The sequence below is a fragment of the Enterococcus sp. AZ197 genome (genome assembly GCF_050556405.1).
GTDB classification, from domain to species: domain Bacteria; phylum Bacillota; class Bacilli; order Lactobacillales; family Enterococcaceae; genus Enterococcus; species Enterococcus faecalis.
In genome coordinates, this window is sequence record NZ_CP187873.1 from 1875228 (window position 1) to 1892175 (window position 16948).

General features: G+C 37.4%; 15 protein-coding genes and 1 riboswitch. Of the genes, 1 reads left to right on the top strand and 14 read right to left on the bottom strand.

What is annotated here, in order from left to right; all coding sequences use genetic code 11:
* Positions 1-255: 255 nt before the first annotated feature.
* From IGK82_RS09045 to IGK82_RS09085, 9 genes are all read right to left on the bottom strand, one after another.
* Positions 256-627, bottom strand: a complete 372-nt coding sequence (locus tag IGK82_RS09045; protein WP_002359784.1) for a DoxX family protein — start codon at positions 625-627, stop codon at positions 256-258.
* A 183-nt stretch (positions 628-810) separates the two neighbouring features.
* Positions 811-2106, bottom strand: a complete 1296-nt coding sequence (purB, locus tag IGK82_RS09050; protein WP_002356808.1) for an adenylosuccinate lyase — start codon at positions 2104-2106, stop codon at positions 811-813.
* Between the two features lie 42 nt (positions 2107-2148).
* On the bottom strand, positions 2149-3264 hold the full coding sequence (gene purK / locus IGK82_RS09055) for a 5-(carboxyamino)imidazole ribonucleotide synthase (RefSeq protein ID WP_016622085.1): 1116 nt from the start codon (positions 3262-3264) through the stop codon (positions 2149-2151).
* A 327-nt stretch (positions 3265-3591) separates the two neighbouring features.
* Positions 3592-4911 (bottom strand): nucleobase:cation symporter-2 family protein, encoded by a 1320-nt coding sequence (locus IGK82_RS09060; RefSeq protein ID WP_002382793.1) that lies wholly within the window; start codon positions 4909-4911, stop codon positions 3592-3594.
* 2 nt (positions 4912-4913) lie between these two features.
* Complete coding sequence (locus IGK82_RS09065; RefSeq protein WP_002356804.1) at positions 4914-5495, bottom strand: xanthine phosphoribosyltransferase; 582 nt, start codon at positions 5493-5495, stop codon at positions 4914-4916.
* Positions 5496-5649: 154 nt separating this feature from the next.
* A riboswitch (purine riboswitch) is annotated at positions 5650-5747 on the bottom strand.
* Positions 5748-5893: 146 nt separating this feature from the next.
* Complete coding sequence (locus IGK82_RS09070; protein WP_002356802.1) at positions 5894-6580, bottom strand: hydrolase; 687 nt, start codon at positions 6578-6580, stop codon at positions 5894-5896.
* A 19-nt stretch (positions 6581-6599) separates the two neighbouring features.
* A complete protein-coding gene (locus IGK82_RS09075; protein ID WP_016622086.1) occupies positions 6600-7241 on the bottom strand; it encodes a glycoside hydrolase family 73 protein in 642 nt (213 codons plus the stop codon).
* Between the two features lie 99 nt (positions 7242-7340).
* Entirely contained in the window at positions 7341-7520 is a 180-nt protein-coding gene (locus IGK82_RS09080; RefSeq protein WP_002384259.1) for a hypothetical protein, read from the bottom strand.
* A gap of 59 nt (positions 7521-7579) precedes the next feature.
* Complete coding sequence (locus IGK82_RS09085) at positions 7580-8104, bottom strand: hypothetical protein (RefSeq protein WP_002382789.1); 525 nt, start codon at positions 8102-8104, stop codon at positions 7580-7582.
* Between the two features lie 166 nt (positions 8105-8270).
* Between IGK82_RS09085 and IGK82_RS09090 the strand changes: the two genes are divergently transcribed.
* Entirely contained in the window at positions 8271-9230 is a 960-nt protein-coding gene (locus tag IGK82_RS09090; RefSeq protein ID WP_002389307.1) for a Gfo/Idh/MocA family protein, read from the top strand.
* A 46-nt stretch (positions 9231-9276) separates the two neighbouring features.
* On the opposite strand, the gene asnS is transcribed toward IGK82_RS09090, so the two are convergent.
* The 5 genes from asnS to IGK82_RS09115 form a co-directional block, all read right to left on the bottom strand.
* Positions 9277-10629 (bottom strand): asparagine--tRNA ligase, encoded by a 1353-nt coding sequence (asnS, locus tag IGK82_RS09095; RefSeq protein ID WP_002376912.1) that lies wholly within the window; start codon positions 10627-10629, stop codon positions 9277-9279.
* Positions 10630-10645: 16 nt separating this feature from the next.
* On the bottom strand, positions 10646-11845 hold the full coding sequence (locus tag IGK82_RS09100; RefSeq protein WP_002359774.1) for a pyridoxal phosphate-dependent aminotransferase: 1200 nt from the start codon (positions 11843-11845) through the stop codon (positions 10646-10648).
* 38 nt (positions 11846-11883) lie between these two features.
* A complete protein-coding gene (locus tag IGK82_RS09105) occupies positions 11884-12402 on the bottom strand; it encodes a DUF5590 domain-containing protein (RefSeq protein WP_002382785.1) in 519 nt (172 codons plus the stop codon).
* A gap of 75 nt (positions 12403-12477) precedes the next feature.
* Positions 12478-15267, bottom strand: coding sequence for an ATP-dependent DNA helicase DinG (locus IGK82_RS09110; RefSeq protein ID WP_016622087.1), 2790 nt, complete (start codon positions 15265-15267; stop codon positions 12478-12480).
* A gap of 180 nt (positions 15268-15447) precedes the next feature.
* A complete protein-coding gene (locus IGK82_RS09115; RefSeq protein WP_002385773.1) occupies positions 15448-16824 on the bottom strand; it encodes a hypothetical protein in 1377 nt (458 codons plus the stop codon).
* Positions 16825-16948 lie beyond the last annotated feature (124 nt).

The window sequence follows — 16948 nt, forward strand, 5'->3', positions numbered from 1 at the left end:
TTTATTATTTTGTCTTTTTTATTTTAACATTCTTTACAATTATTATTATCCGACTTTTGATGGATTTCTTCAAAAGTTAAGGTATTCGTAAACCTTATAAATTTATTATACCCCATTGGTCAGTAAAGGTCAATAAATAAATTGACCTTTTTTGACCTTTTTTGATAAAAAAAACCTAAAACAACTAAATATCACTGTTTTAGGGCTTTTTCGCAATCACAACTAGTTTGACCAACTCTTTATTGCTTTGATTTATTAAAAATAAAGTTTTAACGTAAGATACTTTTTATCGGCATAGCTAACCAAAATAGCCAAACTGGTTATCGCTAAAAATAATTCGTACTCATAACCACTAAAACCACTTGCCAAACCAAAAGAAAAAATAGCTCCGACTAAAACTGCTATGAATCCTACTGATACCAAAGGAATTAAAAAGCCAATAATCATAAATAATCCACCAATTAATTCAATTGCTGCTACACCATAAACAAAAAGACTTGGCAAACCAATACTAGCAAAAAACGCTAAAGTATCTTCCAATGACGTTACTTTCATCACTCCATGAATTAGCATCGTCACCCCTAGCCAAATTCTAATCACTTGAATGCCTCGCTGTTGTTTATCCATACTTCTCCTCCTTTGTTTGCATTAAATAGCTAATGTAACTATTTAAGTTACATTATAAAGGATAAATCGAAAAAAGTATAGAAAAAAACAAACGTATTTAACAATACGTTTGTTTTTTAATCCTTCAGTTTATAACATTATAAGAGAAAAGCGAGAAGAATCATCCTTCTTCTCGCTTTCTTGTTATCCTAAACCAACACGTTCAAAAATCGTGTCAACATTTTTTAAATGATAATGGTAATCAAAGGCATCATCTAGCTCTTCTTTTGATAAGACAGATGTAATTTTTTCATCCGCATCTAGCAACGGACGGAACGCCGTTTGATGATCCCATGCGTAAGCTGTTTTTGGTTGGACCAGATCATACGCTTCTTCACGTGTCATGCCATGGTCAATCAATTTTAACAAGACACGTTGGCTGTAAATTAGTCCATAGGTCGCATCCATGTTACGCTTCATATTTTCTGGGAAGACCGTTAAGTTTTTGACAATATTACCAAAACGATTCAACATGTAATTTAGTAAAATCGTCGTATCGGGAATAATAATCCGTTCAGCAGACGAGTGAGAAATATCTCGTTCATGCCATAAACTCACATTTTCAAAGGCAGTAATGACATGACCACGAATCACACGTGCCAAGCCAGTCATATTTTCAGAACCAATTGGATTCCGTTTATGCGGCATTGCCGAAGATCCTTTTTGTCCTTTTGCAAAAAATTCTTCTACTTCACGTGTTTCTGATTTTTGTAGACCACGAATTTCTGTTGCAAATTTTTCAATACTTGTCGCAATTAATGCCATGGCAGAAACATATTCTGCATGTAAATCACGTGGTAAAACTTGTGTCGAAATCTCTTGAGCACGGATCCCCAAATGTTCGCAAACATATTCTTCAACAAATGGTGAAATATTGGCAAAGGTACCTACGGCTCCACTGATTTTACCCGCTTCAACACCTTTGGCTGCATGTTCAAAACGTTCAATGTTGCGTTTCATTTCAGAATACCACAACGCTAATTTCAAACCAAATGTAGTCGGTTCTGCATGAACACCATGCGTTCTTCCCATCATGACCGTATGTTTATACTCTTTGGCTTTGGCTCCGACAATCTCCGTAAATGTTTGTAAATCTTTCCGTAAAATATCATTCGCCTGTTTCAATAGATAACCATAGGCAGTATCCACAACATCTGTGCTGGTTAACCCATAGTGTACCCATTTTCGCTCTTCACCAAGCGTTTCTGAAACGGCACGAGTAAAAGCGACAACATCATGACGTGTTTCTGCTTCAATTTCTAAAATACGTGCAACATCAAATGATGCATTTTCTCGGATTTTTTGTACATCTTCTTTAGGAATTTCGCCAAGTTCTGCCCAAGCTTCATCCGCCAAAATTTCAACTTCTAGCCATGCCTTGTAGCGGTTCTCATCTGTCCAAATTGCGCCCATTTCGGGTCTTGTATAACGATCAATCATTGTACCTTATCCCCTCTTTACTCCTCAATTTTTGAAAAATAATTACGACCAAATCTTTGTTTCTTTAATTTCTTCCAGTGTTTCATCGATTTCTTTGGTTAATATAGTAATATGCCCCATCGCTCGTTGCGCTTTTGCTTCACTGTGGCCATAATAGTGGAAATGCCAATCTGGATGTTCATTAATAATGTCCATCGTTTCATAGGCTTCATTTCCAAGCACATTGACCGTAACCGCTTCTGACAACAGTTGAATCGTTGGCATTGGCCAATTACATAAACCACGAATATGCGTATCATATTGGCTAAAAGAACAAGCATCTATAGAAAAATTCCCAGCATCTTCTGGACGAGGTAAAATTTTATTTACATAAATCCCGCCTGTTTCTGTATAAAACATTTCAATTGAAAGGGTGCCGACTAAACCAACTGCTTTAGCAATCACCTTAGCAATTCGTTGCAACTCACCACTGACTTCGTCATCAATTCGGGCTGGCGCAATCGTTTCATGTAGCGTACGCTCTTTTTTAATTGTTTCCACAACTGGAAATGTCGCAAATTCGCCACGACCATTACCAGAAATCAGAACAGATAATTCTTTTTCGTAAGGAATCCAAGCTTCCAAGACACAGGTTCCTTCTCTCAGAAGATTCATGGATGGCGCTAAGTCTGAAGTACTATGTAGTACATAACGACCTTCCCCTCGCGTATTCTTCAAGATACACGGATAACCAATGCCATCAATTGCTTCTTGAATATCAGTCGGACTAACAATCGTTGCATAAGGTGCAATTACAATATTATTATCTTCCAAGAAACTTTTTTCCATTAAGCGATCTTGCGTAATCGCTAAAATGTCTGTTCCTTGCGGTATATTCGCCAAATGTTGAATCGCTGTTAACGCATCAACATCTGCATGTTCAAATTCATACGTAATCACTTGGGCACGTTTTGCCAATTTCTCTAACGCTTCAGGATCATTATATGCTCCTAATAATTGCCAATCGGCAACTTGTGCAGCAGGACAATCAATTTGTGGATCTAGCACACCCACTCGAAACCCCATTTCTCTTGCACTAAGGGCCATCATTTTTGCTAAATGTCCGCCACCAATGATACCAATCACTTGACCAGGTAATAGTGGTTTATCCAAGTTCATCACAACTTTCCATCACAGTTTTATCCTTAAAATCCTTCTGCGGTTTCTCGTCGCAGTCTAGCCTTTAAGAGTGCTCTTTTTACATGATACAAGGAAAAAGGCTCAACTTCAAGTGCCAGCAGTGTTTCCCTTAGGTTTTCTCATCAGAATTTATTAACATACTTTAGGATAAAACAGCGGTAACTTACTACTCGTCTCTTTGTAACCAAGCTTTTTTCTCTTTTTCTCTTCAAATTGATGAAAACATTAAATTTTTCTAAACGATGATGAGGTCAAAAAAGTATGAAAGAAAAGCCACCTGACCTTATCTATCATACTTTTTTGAAACTATTCGTTACTTTCTGAGGTTTCTTTTAAACCATTGAATAAAAGATTTAAAATAATTGCGGTAATGCTGCTCATGACAATTCCATTACCAGTAAACATGCTAACAGTTTCTGGTACTTTATTAAAGAGCGTCGGCATAATATTAAAGCCTAAACCAAAGCCAATCGAGATGGCAATAATTAATAAATTTTTGTCATTTGAGTAGTCAACTTTTGACAACATGCGCATTCCTTGGACAGCCACCATTCCAAACATAACCAGCATTCCGCCGCCTAAAACCGGCTCTGGGATAATTTGGGCCATCGCACCAATTTTTGGTAATAAGCCTAAAATAATTAAGAAAAAAGCAGAAAAATAAATTGGTCGACGTGTTTTGATCCCAGATAATTGAACTAACCCGACATTTTGAGAGAAACCTGTATAAGGAAACGTATTAAAAATCCCCCCTAAAATGACGGCTAAACCTTCTGCATGATACCCACGACGTAAATCATCTTCGCCAATTTTCTTCCCTGTAATATCTCCTAAGGCAAAATAAACACCTGTTGATTCAACCATACTAACAATTGAAATAATAATCATCAACACAATAGAAGAAAGATCAAACGTTGGTTTGCCAAAATAAAATGGCTGTGGAAAATGAAACCACGTAGCTTGACCAACAGGAGACAAATCCACTAATCCCAGAAACGCAGCTAAAATTGTGCCACCGACTAGGCCGATTAACACGGCAATTGACTTGATAAAGCCACGTCCCCAAACTTGCACAACAATGATTAAGGCAATTGTTACAAATGCGAGGAGCAAGTTTTTAGGATCACCAAAACTTTTGTCCGTTGCTAAGCCGCCACCCATTTTTTCAACAGCAACAGGAATTAAGGTCAAACCAATAACTGTAATGACTGTGCCGGTGACTAAAGGCGGAAATAGACGTTTAATTTTTGAGAAAAATCCTGCAATAAGAACGACAAAAATGCCCGAAGCAATAATTGAACCGTAAATTGCACCAACCCCTTTGTTCGTACCAATCATGATTAAAGGTGCAACTGCTTGAATGGCACAACCTAAAACGACTGGCAAGCCAATCCCAAAAAACTTATTCACCGTTAATTGTAAAAGTGTCGCAACGCCGCACATAAAAATATCGATTGAAATCAAATACGTCATTTGTTGCGAATCAAAATTCAAGCCGGTTCCGATTAATAAAGGTACGGCAACTGCTCCAGCATACATCGCTAATAAATGTTGCAATCCTAAAACGGCGGCTTTCCCATTTGGTGTTTCCGTCTGTTGTGGTGTATTCAATTGTTTTGTTTCCAAGATTATGCATCCTCCTCTAAAAACGTCACCGTTCCTTCACTTAATGAAGCAATACGTGCTAAAGAGACTACATTTAAGCCCATGTCTTCTAATAACTGACGACCATCTTGGAATGATTTTTCAATTACGATACCAATTCCTTCAACCTTTGCACCAGCCTGTTGGCATAATTCTACCAATCCTTTGGCAGCTTGTCCGTTAGCTAAAAAGTCATCAATAATCAACACTTTATCAGCATCAGATAAAAATTTTCTTGAAATGGAAATTTGACTTGTCACTTGTTTTGTAAATGAATAAACTGAAGCCGTTAAAAGCTCTTCATCCATGGTTAAACTTTTTGCCTTACGAGCGAAGATCATTGGCACGCCTAATTTTTGCGCTGCGTATAAGGCAGGAGCGATTCCTGATGCTTCAATTGTAATTACTTTGGTAATGCCTGCTTCTGCGAAAACCTCAGCAAAACGATTACCCATAGCCTCCATTAATTCTGGATCCACTTGGTGCGTAATAAAACTATCTACTTTTAAAACACCTTCACCTAATACACGGCCATCATTTTTAATACGTTCGACTAATTCCTTCACAATATGAACTCCTTTACTTATTTTTCGATAGATGCTTTGTTCTCATCCTGAGGAAAGGACGGTTCGTTAAAAACGAACGAAATAAAACAAAGTGCTATTTATATTCGTGTTCTAACAAAAGAAAAAAGCCCATTTTGCCAAAGCAAAAAAGGGCTATCCGCTCTTCTTCACTTATAGACCAGCATTTACGGTGCTGGGTAGAGACGGTCAACCGTATTTTGACCTTATACAAGCTTCTATGTTTCTCTAGGATAGTACAAAAATCTCTAACTTTCAATGGTTTAACAACTTTTTTTCATTAGAATTTTCAAATAATTGGTTCATTCTTCCATTGTTCCGTAAAAGCGAACATTAAATAGCTAAAAACGCTTTGGCAGGATAGACTGCCAAAGCGTTTTTTATTCTTCATCGGTTGCTTTTTCTTGTTCACGATATTTTTTCATTTTTTTGCTGAATAATTCACCGTTACTAGGGGGCGTATATGTAATAGCATTCGCTCCGGCGATAATGGTTTCATGAATACTCGATTCAGTTGGTCCTCCTGTTGCAATAATCGGTAATTCTGGATACTTGCCACGGAAATAGCGTACGGTGGCTGCAGTGTCTTTTCCTGCACTGATATTAATCATATCCACGCCAGCCGCAAGTTTTTCATCAATTGGTGTATGAATAGAAGTTACTGTGCTGATAATAGGAATATCGATTGCTTCATCCACCATTTTAATTGTTTCAATTGGTGTAGGACCATTCAAAACGACACCCATTGAGCCTTGTGCTTCTGCAAATAAACTCATATAAGCAGAACGCATGCCTTGCGTTAAACCGCCGCCGACTCCTGAAAAGACAGGAATATCCGCTGCTTCAATAATGCCTTTTGTAATCGCTGGATGCGGTGTAAAAGGATATACAGCAATCACTGCCTGTGCATCCGTATTGCGGATAATCGCAATATCTGTCGTAAAAATAATTGATTTTATTTTACGGCCAAAAATTTTAATGCCACTGGCTTGCCGAATAATCTCTGGCATTTTTACAATATCTTGTTTCAGCGGCGTCATAATTTCTGGAATCCACTTTTCGCTCATTGTCATCGTTCCTCCATGCTTAACGGTCGTATTTATTTAAATTGTATTCTTCAATTACATGAATGATCTTATCAGCGTATGTAGGATCCGTTGCGTATCCAGCATCTTGAAGCGCTTGTGCAGCCTCTTTATAATTTTTGGCTAACAAGACTTTTTCATATAAATTTGGATCCCAATCGACCCCATCAACAAATAACTTGGTATGATCTCGCATGGATTCTTCCCAATTGTCATAAACTCGAAAATCACCCTGAATCGTAATCCAGACCTCATTGACATACTCTTTTGTTTCTAAATTGACTTTTGGTTGATTGCCATATGCTTTAATCCCAAAAAGATTGTTATATTTCGATGCTAATTGACTTTGTCCAAAATTTGATTCTAAAACTGCTTGCCCCATAATAATACTTGGTAATACCCCGTAAGATTCTTGTAATTCACGTGCATACGGTGTGATTTCAGCAACAAATTCTTCTTTTGAGATGTTTTCATTTTGGCGATTGACTGACTCGCTTTGTCCCTTATCTGAATCAGAAAGGACAGATAACGAAAAGACAAAGGCCAAACCGACGACAACTACGCCTAAGAATAACTTTGGCAAATTCAGCTGCTCTTTTCTTTTTTTCTGATAGTTGCTCACTTCATTAATTCCCCACTTCATCTTTTATTTTCCGATAAAATGTTTCACTATCTTTCACTTTCGTGATTGATTTCATTTGTTACTATAACCGAATAATTGTATCATTTTCACAGAAAATTATCAACTTTCATCACTGCTTACGCTCGTGATTTCAGTACTTGATTCAGTGGTAGCAGTTGAAGAAACTGTACTACTTTCAGAAATTTTAGTGGATGATTTCACTGTTGTTTCAGTTGATGTGTGAACAGATTCTTCAACTGGCTTTTTGCCAAAAAAGACAAAAATTACCGCACCAAACATAATAATCACAGATAAAATCCCAGCAATTGTGTATTTCAAAAGACCATCCTTCCTATTCGTTATTCACCTACGTAAGTATCCATCAGATTTTCATTGACCCAATCTAATAATTCAACTTTTGAACCTTCCAATTGTCGTTGAATCGTAGCTGGTAACCGGAATGTAATAATGTCATCAAAACCCCATTCGCCATAGGCCAGCGTCACTTTCAAATCAATATAACCAGCAGCAATTTCTTGTTCCTGTTTATTGTTAGGAATTAATTCTACAACGCCCAAATCAGATTGTAGCCATTTTTTGGCAATTGTTGTTTTTAACCGTTTATATTCCGAAACAGCTAGGTTACGTTTTTCCGGAAATAAGATGGTTTGGCGGAGTATTTTTTGAGTCAGCATCCACTCATAATCCGTAAACAAATTCTTAATTTTTTGCATGACTTCATTGTCCAAACCAAATTGGCCTTCTTTCCAAGCTTGCCAATCGGCTGCTTGAATTTGATAAGCGGAGTAAAAATTTTCTTCTGTTTGATACTGTTCAATAATTGCGTCAACAATAATATCTACATAAACTTGATGCATAATCATTCGCCTCCATTTTCTATTTTACTGAAATTCTCTAAAAAAAGCATCTTTTTATCTCTGGATTTTATCATATTTACAAAATTGTCCTTGTTTTCTAATTTCTCTTGTTTACAGTATAATAAATAATGAAGAAGATTTGAAGAAATTGCATAGATTAGGAGGACTTCTTTTGACAAAAAAATTATATCAATGGGGCATCGTCGGATTAGGTGGGATTGCCCACGAATTTGCTTCAACGTTTAAACAAGAAACTAGCCAACTTGCAGCTGTTGCTTCACGGACATTGACTAAAGCAGAACAATTTGCCGCTGATTATTCAATCCCTAAAGCCTATGGTTCTTATGAAGAATTGCTAGCAGATGAAACAATCGATGTTGTTTATATAGCAGTGCCAAATAAACAACATGCTGAACACATTTTAAAAGCGCTCCAGGCCGGAAAACATGTGTTGTGTGAAAAAGCTATTACGATGAACGCGGCAGAATTAAAACAAGCCTTGGCAGTTGCAGAAAAAAATGACCTTATTTTAGCAGAAGCCATGACTATTTTTAACATGCCACTATACGACGAATTACGTCGCTTGATGGATGCTGGCAAATTTGGTCAGTTAAAAATGATTCAAGCACCATTTGGAAGTTACAAAGAACCCGATCCTAAAAATCGCTTTTTTAATCCTGACTTAGCAGGCGGCGCATTGTTAGATATTGGTACTTATGCGGTTTCGTTTGCTCGTTGGTTTCTCAGCTCACAGCCAGACGTTTTAGCTTCTAGCATGGTTCCCTTCTCTACTGGCGTTGATGAACAATCGGTGACATTGCTTCGGAATAAAGAAAATGAGTTGGCTACTATTTCATTAACATTCCAAGCAAAAATGCCAAAGCAAGGAATTGTTGCTTTTGAAGATGCCTATATTACCATTACAGATTATCCACGTGCAGATGAAGCAATCGTTCACTACAATGACGGTACAGTTGAGACCATCGTTTCTGGGTACTCAGCTGAAGCCATGAATTATGAAATCTACAATATGGTTGAAGCAATCAAAGGTACTCAACCCAACCGCTCCTTATTTTTCACGACAGAAGTCATTGATATTTTGGACCAGATGCAAAAATTATGGCAGAATTAAAAAAAGAACTTCGGCTTTTGCCGAAGTTCTCTTTTTTATTTGTTCTCTATGGATAAATACGGTTTAACATACGTGGGAACGGAATCGCTTCACGAATGTGTTCATTACCAGTAATGAACGTAACAGCACGTTCTAAACCTAATCCGAAGCCAGAATGTGGTACAGAACCGTATTTACGTAAATCTAAATACCAGCTATATTCTTCTTCTGATAAGCCAAACTCAGCTACTTTTTCTTTCAAATAATCATAATCAGTTGCACGCTCTGAACCACCGATAATTTCACCATAACCTTCTGGTGCAATTAAATCGGCACAAATTACAACATCTTCACGTGTTGGATGTGGTTTCATATAGAAGGCTTTAATTGCTTTTGGATAATTTAAAATGAATGTTGGAACGCCATAGTAATTTGAAATAAAGGTTTCATGTGGGCTACCAAAGTCTTCGCCCCATTCAATGTGATCATAATCATTGTTTGCTTCTTCTTTTTGTAATAACTCAATCGCATCATCGTAAGTAATACGTTTGAATGGTTCCGAAACATATTTTTCCAGTAACGCTGTATCACGCTCTAAAACATCCAATGGATATTGTTGATTTTTCAATACCGATTTAATTAAATGTTTTACGTAGGCTTCTTGAATATCTAGTGATTCTTCATGAGTTGTGTATGCCATTTCTGGTTCAATCATCCAGAATTCCGTTAAGTGACGACGAGTTTTGGATTTTTCCGCACGGAAAGTTGGTCCAAAAGTAAAGACTTTTCCAAATGCCATCGCACCAGCTTCTGCATATAATTGACCTGTTTGTGATAAGAATGCTGGTTGTCCGAAGTAATCTGTTTCAAATAATTCTGTTGTGCCTTCTGGTGCTGAACCTGTTAAAATTGGGCTATCAATTTTAATGAATCCTTGTTCGTTAAAGAACTCGTAAGTAGCACGAATAATTTCGTTACGAACTAACATGATTGCATGCTGTTTGCTTGAACGTAACCATAAATGACGATGATCCATTAAGAAATCTGTGCCGTGTTCTTTTGGCGTAATTGGGTAATCTTCTGAAGCGCCAACGACTTCTAAATCAGTGATATCCATTTCATAGCCGAACTTAGAACGACTATCTTCTTTAATAACACCAGTGACCATCACTGCTGTTTCTTGTGATAAATGTTTAATTTCTTGGAATTTTTCTGTACCAGCTTCTTCACCAAAGGCTTCAATGAAATTTGGTTTGAACACGACACCTTGGAAAAAGGCTGTCCCGTCACGTAATTGTAAAAAGGCAATTTTTCCGCTTGAGCGTTTGTTAGCAATCCAAGCGCCAATTTTTACTGTTTCTCCAACATGTTTGTTTGAATCAATAATTTGAATTTGTTCCACGTTTGTCTCTCCGTTCATTTCTTAGTTTATTCTTTTAGGCGTTGTGCTGAATTCGTTTCTTTTCTATAAAGTCATTCATTCGCTCAATCGCTTTTTCTAACGTCATTAAATCTGTCGCATAGCTCATCCGCACATGTTCTGGTGCACCAAAGCCCTCTCCCGTTACCAGAGCAACATGCGCTTCTTGTAATAAATCTTCCACCCAGTTAGTCACGTTATCATACCCACAAATTTCTAACGTTTTTTTGACATTCGGGAATAGATAAAAGGCGCCTTCAGGTTTTATTAGCGAAACACCTGGCAAAGCTGCTACTTTTGGATAGATATGATTCAGGCGTTTTTCAAAGGCCTGACGCATGTCTTCAACTGTCGACTGTTCACCTGTTAAAGCCTCAATTGCCGCATATTGGCTAACCGCGACTGGATTACTGGTGGATTGTGAAGCGAGTTGTGTCATTGCTTGAATAATTTTTTCATCACCGACTGCAAAACCAATGCGCCAGCCTGTCATTGCATATGTTTTGGAAACACCATTAATAATGATTGTCTGTTGACGAATTGCTTCTGAGATGGTTGCAATTGGTGTGAACCGATGTCCATTGTACACCAAACGACCATAAATATCATCTGCAATAATGAGGATATTATGAGCAACTGCCCATTCACCAATTTGGCGTAATTCTTCTTCCGTATAAATAACACCAGTTGGGTTAGATGGTGAATTTAAAATGATTGCTTTTGTTTTGTCCGTTCGTACAGCTTCTAATTGTGCGACTGACACTTTAAATGATTGCTCTTGCGTGCTTGATACAAATACTGGCTTGCCTTCTGCTAATTTGACTTGTTCACCATAACTTACCCAATAAGGGACAGGGATAATCACTTCGTCCCCAACGTTCAAAATGGCTTGAAATAATAGATACAGCGCATATTTGGCACCATCTGTCACAATAACTTGCTTGGGTTGATAACGAAGTTGATATTCTCGTTCCACATAAGAGACAATTGCTTGCTTTAATTCAGGAATGCCGCCAGAAGGTGTGTAATAACTTGCTCTTCCATCCTCAATTGAAGCAATTGCTGCTTTTTGAATATTTTTCGGGGTTACAAAATCTGGTTCCCCAACCGTTAAGCTTAAAACATCTACACCTTTTGCTTTTAATGCTTTCGCCTTGGCGGCAGCTGCTAATGTAACAGAAGGAGTCAATTGCTGTGCTCGATTTGATACGTTCATACACCTTTCACTCCCACTTTCATCAAAACCTATCTAAATTAAATATCTTTGACAACGTTGATCTCTTCGCCCTTATCAAAGCTCATCAGATAATACGTTAGTACTCCTTGATCATTTTCGGTGACCACTTCCCATGCAGGGCGCTTATCATAAAGCCCTAACGTAGCTTTCATCACCGATTCATCGGGATGGGCTTTAGCAACAATGTCTGTTATTTGTTGTTCAGTTTGACCATCTTTTTGATTTAAGACCGTGACTTTTTCTCCCGATTTAGGGACAATCACGACAATCTCTGTGCCTTTATCATTTTTGCCGGTTAAAGTAAAATACGTATTTTTGCGTGTAAACCAGTAAAATTTATCAACTGTTTCTAAATTAGCAGAAGTTTTGGCAATTGCGGTTGCTTCTTTTTTGGCTTGAGCCATTGGTTGATTGGTTCGTACAAAAAAGATAATTATTGTTACAAGAATTGCTAAAAGGATTGCCAATAGGGTTAAAAGGACAGTAATCCGTTTCTTCTCTTTCTTTTCTTCTAATTCCTCCAAAAATCCTTCCATCCTCTCTAAACTTACTGGGTCTTATTATAGCAGAAAAATAGCGGCCTTTCACAAATATGACCTAAAAATAATCGATTATTTGTTTAAAAATTCCTTTAATTCTTCTAAAATTTCAGGCATGGGCGCTTCTTTTACTGAGAGTCCCTTGGGAAACGCTTTGATTAATCGTTTGCCATATTTTGCAGTGACTAAACGACGATCCAGAATCAGCAATGCCCCTCTATCTTCTTCAGAACGGATTAAACGGCCCAGTGCTTGTCGCAAACGTAAGGCTGCTTTCGGTACCGCTTCTTGAGCAAATGGTTGTATCCCTTCTGCTTCTAAATACGCATATTTTGCTTGCACAAGTGGTCGTTTCGGGTTTTCAAAAGGTAAACGCGTGACTATCAATAACTGTAAAGCTGTTCCTGGTAAGTCCACACCTTCCCAAAAGCTATCGGCTCCTAGCAAGACATTTGGTTTTCCATTAGAGAACCGTTTAAGAATTTTTTCACGACTGCCGCTAATCCCTTGGGCGAGGACCTCTTGTCCTTTTTCCAATAATCTTGGCTGGACTTGATGATACACGGTGGACAATAATTCATGCGAAGTAAAAAGAACCAACATCGAACGTTCCTCTTGCGCCATCAATTTTTCAATGGTATCTGAAATGTATTGACCCATCTCATAGGAAGAGGCATTTTGAATGGCTACTGCTTCTTCCGGTACATAGACTCGCGCATTTTCTGCATAGTTATATGGCGTTGGCAGGGTTTTGAACGTCACCTCTGTTAAACCTAACCGTTGCGGTAAATACTTTTTATTGTTGCCAAACTTCAATGTGCCGCTTGTATAAATAATTCGTTCATACCGCGGATACCACTTTGTTTCAGGAAGCAAACTAGCTTCTAAGTCATGAATTTCAATCAAGCCATGGTCTTCATTTTGTGGTAAATATTCTTTTACCCAACGTGGACGCCAATCATCAAGATAAATGGTAAAACAGTGGTGAATACGTTCAATTTCATCAAAAAATTGAAACAAGCGAACAAAAACGATGCGATCAGCCAAACTAAAGGTTTCCAACTGACTCATAATTGTTTGCTGTAACTTACTTTGAATAGTTAACAACTCCTGCAGTAAAAGCTGGAGCGTTTGACTATGTTTTTCTCCCGCAGCAGATAAATAATCAATACGTTCTTTGGTTAAAAGCAACTCCTGATGGTCTATTCGCTTCTGCGTTTTACTAAATAAACGATGCAATTCAAAAAGAAAATCTTGCCATTCATCCACAAAATCCAGTAAACCTTGCTGATAAATTTTTACAAACCGCTGCTCTTCAGAAAACTGTTGAAAAATTTGCTGTAAAGCAACAAAAAGTTGTTCTTTTTCAACAAAATGCGTGACTTGTTTTTTTAGTATCACGCTGTTCACTCGTTCGCTCGCCATCCGACTAGCGATGTCTGGTAAATGATGTGCTTCATCAATAATTAGCCACGGACTTTCAGGTAATAACGGTTGTTTTCTTAGCGACTCTTGCGCCAAAAATGCATGATTAACAATCAACACGTTACTTTGAGCGACTTTTTTATACAGATGTCTTAAAAAGTCAACTTCATAAAGTTCATCTTTTTTTGAAAGAAAATCCAATCCGCGATGTGTAACTTCTTTCCAGAATAAATGATTTAAATTCGTCAATTGTAGTTCATCTAAATCGCCCGTTTCTGTTTCTAGCAACCAGACGAGAACGCCCATTTGATAAAGAGCGTATTGTTTTTGCGGAGTTGGCTGATTCAACGTTGCCTTAAAGCGTTGTAAATCAAGATAGTGTCGATGGCTTTTAATAACAATGCCTCGTAATTTCCCTTGGCAGATTTGGTTGGCTAATGGTAAATCTTTTTCCACTAATTGATTTTGTAAAACAATCGAAACTGTTGAAATGATGACTGGTTTTTCTGGCGTTGCTAAATAGCTCATCGGCAACAGATAGCCTAAAGTTTTTCCCGTTCCAGTCGCCGCTTCAATAAATAAATCTTTTGTCGTTCCTTCTGTAAAATGATCATAGACTAAATTCATCATCCGACTCTGTTCCGCACGATAAGCGAAACGTTCGCCAAACAGTTTTTCTTTGGCTTTTTTAGTTTTGGGATACGTGCTAGTCTGATAGAACGTTTCTTCAAAAAGAGGAACTTCTTTTTTGCGTAAAGCAATGCCACTGACCACTTGATAAGCTGGATTTAATGGTGTGACTTGTTTTTTCATTTGTTCATACGTTTGTTGAATAAAAGTACTGGTTTCCCGCGCTGTCTGTTGACTTAATTCTGCAATTTTTTCCATAGTGACTAATGGTAAAGATTTCATTTTTTCTTGAATTAATAACAAAAGTTCGGCTGTAACCTGCGCATCACTATCTGCTTGATGGGGATTCTCATGAGACAAACCTAAACTTTCCGACAAATCACTTAAACGGAAACTTTTTTCTGTCGGTAAAAAAATCTGTGCCAATTCCACTGTATCAATGGCTGGAATGGTAAGTGGCGGCGTGCCACACCGTACCAGTTCACGAGCTAAAAAATTATAATCAAAGTGGACGTTATGCGCCACAAAAATAGTATCTTCCAGATAATGATAAATTGTATGTGCTACATCTTCAAAATAAGGCGCTTTTTGAACTTGCGTATTACTAATCCCCGTTAAACTTTGAATTTGTTTTGGTACTACTTGATTGGGATTCACATCTGTCGCAAAGTTCGCAATAATCTTTCCATCTTGAACGAGAACGCATCCAAACTGAATGATCCGATCACTTGTAGGATCTGTTCCAGTCGTTTCAAGGTCAACTACTGCATACACTTGTTTGTCTTTCAATGACTTCACGCCTTTCATTCATCTTTGAAAATTATACTACAATTTATAGGATTTTCACTAGTATTTCAAAAATTCTCTTGAAATCTTTTCCAGAAATAATAAGAAAGAGCCTGAAACAAAAATCCAAAGTGATTTTTGTTTCAGGCTTAAAAGCTGATAAACTGAACGGTTTTGTCTTACCTTCTCCTAAATAAACGATTAATAACAGTCAAGGATTTTCTGCATATACTGGTTTAATTGCCCATAGCCTTCCAATTCTCTGATTACTGGGAGCGGACAACGAACCTTTTTATTAAATAGTGTCCGCTTTTCAACATATTCTGTAACTTCGTCTAAAAATTTATCTAATCCTTTTTCTAATTTCATACAACTTAACTGATTGCAAATTCGCACGTCTCCTGCCTTTTTCTTTTGAACTTGTTTAAATGATTGTGAGAATGCTTTTGCTTCAAACATTTGTGCTTCTAACTGTCTTTTTTCAATCGTTATTTTCGGTACTGCTTGATTTCCATCAGTATCCTCTAACTGGCGACTCATAAAGCGACGATAAATTTCCTCTTCTAGTTCGTCCAATTGTCGTTGAAAGTCCGCAGGAATTGTCCGACTTGATGAATTTTCTTTCTCACTTTCCATAGAGACAGCTTCTTTTTCTGGCTTCTGCTCCTCTTCTTTTTCGGCAGACTTATTTACTGAATTTAGCGAGCTTTTTTCTGTTTCTTGTGGAAAAGTAAATAAAGGTTTTGCCGCGGTACTCTGCTGGTTTTCTTGTTTTTTTTCTGGCAGCGCTTCTTTAATTGGCGCTGGTTCAGATAACACTGGTTCTTTCGCTGGTTCTTCAAGCACTAGTTTGTTAACGGGAAGCACTGCTTCACTTGTTGCTACAGTTGTTTCACCTTCTTGATTTTCCAGATTATCAGGCGATAGATTGACGTCTGGTTGTTCCAGATTAGTATCCTCTGATACTTTCAGCGATGCCTGTTCTGCGGCTATTACAGGAGAAGCTCTTTTCAAATGGATCGTTTTTATTTGTCTAGAAATGACGGGATTTCTCGTTTGATTAACGGCTTCATTTAAGGAGGCTAAATTTTCTTTTAAAAGTGTCAACATTTCACGTAAGACAGCAATTTCACCAGCTAATTCCGTTAATTGATTTTCTTGCGGCACTACTTGCACATTGGTTTCATTCATACGGACTGTTTTTTTATTTTTAGTTGTTGGTATTTCATACATCCATTGCTTCAGTGCGGATCGTAAGTCACGAGTGGTCGGCTCAAAACTTCCAAAATAAACAGTGTAGTACATTAACTCCGTTTCAACATAGACATAAATCTTTTTAACAATTAACTCTTCAAACTGTTCTGATTCATCCCAACTTTCACATAAAGCCTCAAAAAATTGTTCCCCTTCTGCTAAATTTTGATACTCTTTCGCTAAATAAAGCTTGCGAATTAAGTAAAAATTATACGGTGTTTCAACATTATCTGCATAAATTTCTCGTCCTAAAAAATCTGGATTCGTTTCTTTACAAAGAAAGACCGTTTTCTCTTCTGGTTGTGTTTCAAGTGTTTTAGTCATGAGATTCACTTCCTTTTTCTCCGTTAATAACCATTTTTTAATGATAGATACCTTTAGTATACAGGAGAAATTCTTCTGATTTTCTCATATTTTTAAGAGACAATAGAAATTTTAGAGAAAAATC

Coding starts and splice junctions, on each gene's coding strand:
- asnS (WP_002376912.1), bottom strand. CDS start 10,629: ATGAACGGAGAGACAAACGTGGAACAAATTCAAATTATTGATTCAAAC.
- IGK82_RS09105 (WP_002382785.1), bottom strand. CDS start 12,402: ATGGAAGGATTTTTGGAGGAATTAGAAGAAAAGAAAGAGAAGAAACGG.
- IGK82_RS09100 (WP_002359774.1), bottom strand. CDS start 11,845: ATGAACGTATCAAATCGAGCACAGCAATTGACTCCTTCTGTTACATTA.
- purB (WP_002356808.1), bottom strand. CDS start 2,106: ATGATTGATCGTTATACAAGACCCGAAATGGGCGCAATTTGGACAGAT.
- IGK82_RS09070 (WP_002356802.1), bottom strand. CDS start 6,580: ATGAGCGAAAAGTGGATTCCAGAAATTATGACGCCGCTGAAACAAGAT.
- IGK82_RS09045 (WP_002359784.1), bottom strand. CDS start 627: ATGGATAAACAACAGCGAGGCATTCAAGTGATTAGAATTTGGCTAGGG.
- IGK82_RS09115 (WP_002385773.1), bottom strand. CDS start 16,824: ATGACTAAAACACTTGAAACACAACCAGAAGAGAAAACGGTCTTTCTT.
- IGK82_RS09080 (WP_002384259.1), bottom strand. CDS start 7,520: ATGTTTGGTGCGGTAATTTTTGTCTTTTTTGGCAAAAAGCCAGTTGAA.
- IGK82_RS09110 (WP_016622087.1), bottom strand. CDS start 15,267: ATGAAAGGCGTGAAGTCATTGAAAGACAAACAAGTGTATGCAGTAGTT.
- IGK82_RS09075 (WP_016622086.1), bottom strand. CDS start 7,241: ATGAAGTGGGGAATTAATGAAGTGAGCAACTATCAGAAAAAAAGAAAA.
- IGK82_RS09085 (WP_002382789.1), bottom strand. CDS start 8,104: ATGATTATGCATCAAGTTTATGTAGATATTATTGTTGACGCAATTATT.
- purK (WP_016622085.1), bottom strand. CDS start 3,264: ATGAACTTGGATAAACCACTATTACCTGGTCAAGTGATTGGTATCATT.